This window comes from Mycobacterium sp. (assembly GCF_035633495.1).
In the GTDB taxonomy this organism is placed as follows: Bacteria; Actinomycetota; Actinomycetes; order Mycobacteriales; family Mycobacteriaceae; genus Mycobacterium.
In genome coordinates this window covers 1-5766 of record NZ_DASQEU010000152.1, presented here as the reverse complement: position 1 = coordinate 5766, position 5766 = coordinate 1, and the positions used below count along the sequence as shown (strand labels likewise).

Sequence of the window (5766 nt, the reverse complement as noted above, 5' to 3'; positions counted from 1 at the left end):
GGCGCATCGACCCTCTTCCGGATCGGGTCCCTGACGAAGACCTACACCGCGTGCGCGATCTGGCACCTCATCGACCAGGGCGCCGTCGATCTGGACGCGCCGGTACGCACCTATGTCCCCGACCTGCGGGTCATGGACGAGGACACCGCCGCGCGGGTCACGATCAGCCACCTGCTCGAGCACTTCGCGGGCTGGTACGGCGACGACGGGACCTATACCAGCGAGGACGACAACGGCATCGCACGCTACGTCGCCGACGTTCTGCCGCAAGCTCCGCAGCAGTATCCACTGGGAAAGTTCCTCTCCTACAACAACTCCGCCTTCACCCTGCTGGGGCGGGTGATCGAAAGGATCACCGGGAGCAGCTACAACACGGCGATGCGCAATCTCGTGTTCGGCCCGTTGGGACTCGACGACACTCTGCTGGACAGGGTTCCGGTAATACAACGGCATTACGCCGACGGCCACTACGCGGGATCGAACAACGGACTGATGGTGTTGCCGTACAGACCCCGATGTGGCTGCCGCGGTCCGTCGATCCGGCAGGTGGGATCTGGGCGACCACCCGAGACGTGGCGCGCTACGCCCGAATGCATCTCGGGGCTTCGCCGACGGGGACCAAGGCCATCGTGTCCGCGGAAAGCCTGCAGCGCATGCAAGAGCCCGCCCTGGGTGTCCCCAGCATGGCGCTCAGCATCGGACGCAGCTGGTTCGTGCAGGACGTCGGTGGTGTGCGCACCATCATGCACAACGGTGACACCGCCGGTCAGCACACCGTGTTCATGGCGATCCCCGAGAAGCGATTCGCCCTCGTGCTGTTCGTCAACAACATCGGCGCCGGGATGCCCGCCGAACTCGAGACCGTCGACGCGGCGCTCAGCCAGTAACCTTGCCTCGCGCCGTTGGCCGGCAAGGTCGGGAAGACGCGCGCGTTGATGGTTCCGAAGGATGCACCGAGAATCACTCTGCCCGCAGCCGCGCTGGCCGACTACGCGGGCCGGTACTCCAACCCGGGTGCCGAGCAGACATTGGTGGCCGTCGACGACACACTCACGGTTGCGACGGTCCAGACGATGCAGCCCAACACTTTTCAGTTGGTCGTCGGGCCGCCGCCCGGCCCGACGGCTCCGATCGACTTCCTGGCGAAGGACGAGGGCGTCGTCGGTGGCGCTCGCGTGCCATTCATCCGAGATGACACCGGCCGCGTCCAGTGGGTCGCCAGCGGATTCCGGCTGATACCGCGCTGAGGATCTCCGGAGAGCTCAGCCCCGGCAATTCTGACGCAATCGCTGGTTTCGCCGCGAAGGAGTTCGCGGTGTCCTTTACTGTTCCTGCATATTCGCCACGAACGATCGGACGCATCGATGACGGCAGAAAACGTGGCGGACCTCAGCACCGGCGACGAAGAGTGTCGGGATTGCGGCTACGAGCCGGAGCTGAAGCGAACTCTGGGCGGCTTTCAGGTGTTCGCAGTCTCTTTCGCGTTCATCTCGGTGGCTGTCGGCATCTTCGCGACCTACGACGATCTCCTCGCGACCGCTGGACCGGTAGGCATCTGGTTATGGACTCTCGCTGCGGTGGGGCAAGCCCTAGTGGCCCTGGTGGTCGCCCAGTTTGCGGCGCGCATCGCGCTCAGCGGGTCGTCCTACCAGTGGGCTTCGCGGCTGGCCAATCCGAAGATCGGCTGGCTGTTCGGGTGGCTGACGTTTTGGTACTTGGCGATCGCCGTGGTCGCCTTGGACAACGCGCTGGCGAGCCAGGCGTTCATGCCCCTGGTGGGTATGCAGGAGAACGAGGGCACCGCGCGGCTGATCACGGTGGCGATTCTGGTTCTTCAGTCCGTGTTGGTGATTGCCTCGACGCGCCTGCTTGGTCTGATCACTTCCAGTGCGGTGGGCATCGAACTCGGCATCGTGGTGCTGCTGGTGATCGCACTGGCGGCCGTGATGGTGTTCACCGGCAGCGGCGACCTGGCCAACCTCACCTCCCGCGGAATCGCCGCGACTTCGCCGAACTACTACGCCATCGGCGGCGGGTTGATGGCCGGAATGATCATGGGCCTGACCACGCTGGTCGGTTTCGACTCCGCGGCGAACTTGGCTGAGGAGGCCAAGGATCCGTTTCGCAGCGTCCCGCGCGCGATCGTGGCTTCGGTGGTCGCCGCCGGAGTGCTGGGGCTGTTGTTCCTGATCGCGCTCACCGTCGCGATCAAGGACATTCCGGCGGTGAGCGCCAGCGGCTCGCCGGTCGCGGCGATCATTCGCAGCCAGCTGGGACCGATCACTGAACGAATCCTTCTGGCGGGGTTGGCGTTTGCGATGTTTGGTGCGGGCATGGTGATAGTTGCAGCGTGCTCGCGACAGGTGTTCGCGATGGCCCGCGACGAGCGGTTCCCGGCGCACGGGCTGATGCGACGGGTCAACCCACGCACCCAAACCCCGGTGCCGGCCACGATCCTGATCCTGGCCGTCGGGGTCGTGCTGATGCTCGCCCTACCCGGTGAAGCACTGCTGCAGCTGATCATCGGGTCGACGATTCTGCCCGCACTCATCTACGGCGCGATCGTGATCCTCTACCTGGCGGTACGGAAACGACTAGAGCACAAGGAAGGTGGGTTCAGCCTCGGGCGCTTCGAAATGCCGGTTGCCATCGCCGCGCTGATCTGGGAGGCATTCGTACTGTTCGTACTCGTCACTCCCGGAGATGCCACCGTTCCCACCCTGATCGTCGCCGGCCTCATCCTTGCCGGCGGCGTGTACTTCGCGTACATGATGATCTTCAATCGTGAGGTGCTGGACCACGAGCCGGGCGAGGTTTCCGCCGCGGCGGCCGAGGTCGCCGAATGACCGCCACCACGGCACGACCGGCCGAGCTGACGGGCAGGATCGTCCGTCCCGGCGACGCCGACTATCCGGAGGCGCGCACCTCCTGGAATCTGCTCTTCACCCACGAGCCGATGGTGATCGTGTTCGCTCAGCAGACGCAGGACGTGGTCAATGCACTGGTCTGGGCGCAGCAGAACGACGTCCCCCTGCGAGTGCGCAGCGGTGGGCACTGTCTCGAGGGATGGTCCACCGTCGATCACGGCATCGTGATCGACGTCAGTGAGATGAAGTCCGCGACCATCGATGCGGCATCGGGTCGTGCGACCGTGGGCGCGGGACTGAACCAGCTCGAAGCCGTCACCGCGCTCGGCAAGGCCGGGTTCGCGGCGCCGACCGGCACCGAGGGAACAGTCGGCCTCGTCGGCGCGACCCTTGGCGGCGGCTTCGGACTTCTGACCCGCACGTTCGGCATGGCGTCCGACAACCTCATGGCGGCGGAAGTCGTCGTCGCATCGAAAGATGGCGGGGCACAGGCGATCATCGCCGACGAGCAGAACAACTCGGACCTGCTCTGGGCGCTCCGCGGCGCCGGCAACGGCAACTTCGGGATCGTCACCTCACTGACGTACAAGATCCGTCCACTGACGCAGTCCGTCTACGTGACCGCGACGTGGCCGGGTCTCGACGACCTACCCGGGGTGTTCGAGGCCTGGCAGCGCTCGGCCCCTCACGTCGATGACCGTCTCACCAGCCAACTCGAGATCCACCGAGACGCGATCCAGCTGATCGGTGTGCTCGCTTCCGGGTCGCACGAGGAGGCGACACAGATGCTGGCGCCGGTTTTGTCCGTCGGCGCTCCCGACGTCTCGATGACCGATGGCAACTGGGCCGACATCTACGCGGGATTCCAGATACCGACCCCCGATGAGCCTCCGAACTGGAAGTTCTTCTCGCAGTTCATCTCCGATCCGTTCCCTGCGGCCGCGATCGGCGTGGTGTGCGCATTCATGTCGAACGCACCTGCACCGGACTGCAACTACTTCACCAATGCCTTCGGCGGAGCCGTCACGGGCAGTGAACCCGCCGGCGGGTCAGCGTTCGCCCACCGCAACGCGCTGTTCTACGCCGAACCTGGCGCCGGCTGGGGCACTCGCGGTGCGGGGATACCGGCGTCGGAGGACCCGCTGACTGCGAAGTCACAAGCCTGGATCGCCGAGTTCAACGATGCGTTGGCGCCCTACGTGAACGGCGCCTACGTCAACGTGCCGAACGCCGGCATGGCGGACTGGGCGACCGCCTATTGGGGCCCAAATGTCGACCGACTGCGCACGATCAAGGCGAAGTACGACTGCAACAACGTCTTCAACTTCGAGCAGAGCATTCCACCGGCGACGTGACCGCATTGTGCGTTTCCGTAGCGAGGGCGCGCACTGCCCATGGTTGAGTTCGTCAACGATCACGTCGTCCGTCTGCGGGACGGGCGGCGCATGGGTTTCGCGCAATTCGGCGATCCGGACGGCTTCGTCATCGTCAACGCGCACGGGGGCCTCGCGTGCCGACGCGATGTTGCCGCCGCCGCATCTGTCGCCCGCCACGCTGGAGTCCGACTGGTGTCTCCGGATCGGCCCGGCATTGGGTTGTCCGACCCGCAACCCGGCCGCACCGTCCTGGACTGGGCCGGCGACGTCGCTGAGCTGCTGGACCAACTCGGTGTAGACCGATTCGCCGCGATGGGATGGTCGATGGGCGGGCAGTATGCGGCCGCGATCGGGCATGTGTTGTGGCTCCGGGTGACGCGGGTCGCGATCATCGCGGGGGCCTTGCCGCTCACCGAGCCGGGCGTCTTCGATCACCTGCCGATGATGGACCGTGTGTACACCTCGCTGTCCGAGCGGGCGCCATGGGTTGCCCAGCAATGTTTTCGGACAATGGGCTTGGCGGCGCGATGTGCCCCGACCTTGTACGGTCGGCTGGCCGCACGCGATTTGGGTGCCGCGGATGCCGCCGTTCTGCGGGACGAGGGGTTCGATACCTTCGCACTGATGTCGCGGGAGGCCTTGCGCCGCCCGGCAGGTGTCGTCGAGGAGTACCGAGCGTGGATCCGGCCGTGGGGATTCGCGCCAGAGGATCTCGTCGTGGGGGTCGACGTCTGGACCGGAACCGATGACGAACTCGTCGATGGTGATTGGCCCTCCGAACTGGCGGACCGAATTCCCGGTGCGAGGCTGTGTCGCCGGTCCGGCGGGCACTTCATGGCGCACCTGCACTACGAGGAGATCTTCGGCGCCCTGCGTGGCCCTTGAGGTGTGAACTGGAGGCCGGCAGCGTGACTCCCCAAGACGGCGATAGAAGTCATCGAAATGTCAACGCGGTCATCGCTTTTACGACGCCGATTCAGGGAATGACCATTCGTGCGTCTGCGTGGGCACGTACGCTTCGTCCGTGACCCACGTGGCGATAACGCTGGCTGAGCGGCCAGATCTGCGGGACAAGGCGATTCCCGATGCGGACATTTGGCCGGAGTTCAACCTCCAGGGCGAGACGTACCGCCAATTCTGGTCACGGTTGTCCGAAGAGTTCGCGGAGTTTCAGTTCGCCATGTGCGACGAGCAGACCGGTGAGGTGGTTGCCGACGCGCACACCGTGCCGTGTTGGTGGGACGGCACGGCCGCCGCTGCCCGGTGGCTTCGACGCGACGATCGCCGACGCCTTCAAGCGGCGTGACGCCGATCAGCCGTTCAACACGCTGTGCGCCATTGCGGCCGAGATTCCGAAGGGCGGACGCGGAGGTGGTCTGGCGGCCGAGATCCTGAAGGCGATGGGCGACATTGCCGTGACGGCCATGAGCCCGCATCAGCAGGGAGACAGCACGTTTCGGTTCCGTCGGTGACGACCGAGCCTTTAGGGGTCAGATCCGTGTGAACGACGTCACCACGAGCCG

The 5766-nt window shown here is 65.5% G+C and carries 5 protein-coding genes and 1 pseudogene; all 6 read left to right on the top strand.

What is annotated here, in order from left to right; translation table 11 throughout:
- The first annotated feature begins 21 nt into the window (after nucleotides 1-21).
- A pseudogene (locus VET27_RS22790) lies at nucleotides 22-887 on the top strand (serine hydrolase domain-containing protein).
- A 15-nt stretch (nucleotides 888-902) separates the two neighbouring features.
- A complete protein-coding gene (locus tag VET27_RS22785; protein ID WP_526521875.1) occupies nucleotides 903-1247 on the top strand; it encodes a hypothetical protein in 345 nt (114 codons plus the stop codon).
- Between the two features lie 117 nt (nucleotides 1248-1364).
- Complete coding sequence (locus VET27_RS22780) at nucleotides 1365-2846, top strand: amino acid permease (RefSeq protein ID WP_526521874.1); 1482 nt, start codon at nucleotides 1365-1367, stop codon at nucleotides 2844-2846.
- Nucleotides 2843-4222, top strand: a complete 1380-nt coding sequence (locus tag VET27_RS22775; protein WP_526521873.1) for an FAD-binding oxidoreductase — start codon at nucleotides 2843-2845, stop codon at nucleotides 4220-4222. Before VET27_RS22780 ends, VET27_RS22775 begins: the two co-directional genes overlap by 4 nt.
- 39 nt (nucleotides 4223-4261) lie before the next feature.
- Nucleotides 4262-5128 (top strand): alpha/beta fold hydrolase, encoded by an 867-nt coding sequence (locus VET27_RS22770; protein WP_526521872.1) that lies wholly within the window; start codon nucleotides 4262-4264, stop codon nucleotides 5126-5128.
- A 139-nt stretch (nucleotides 5129-5267) separates the two neighbouring features.
- Complete coding sequence (locus tag VET27_RS22765) at nucleotides 5268-5549, top strand: hypothetical protein (protein WP_526521871.1); 282 nt, start codon at nucleotides 5268-5270, stop codon at nucleotides 5547-5549.
- Nucleotides 5550-5766: the final 217 nt, after the last annotated feature.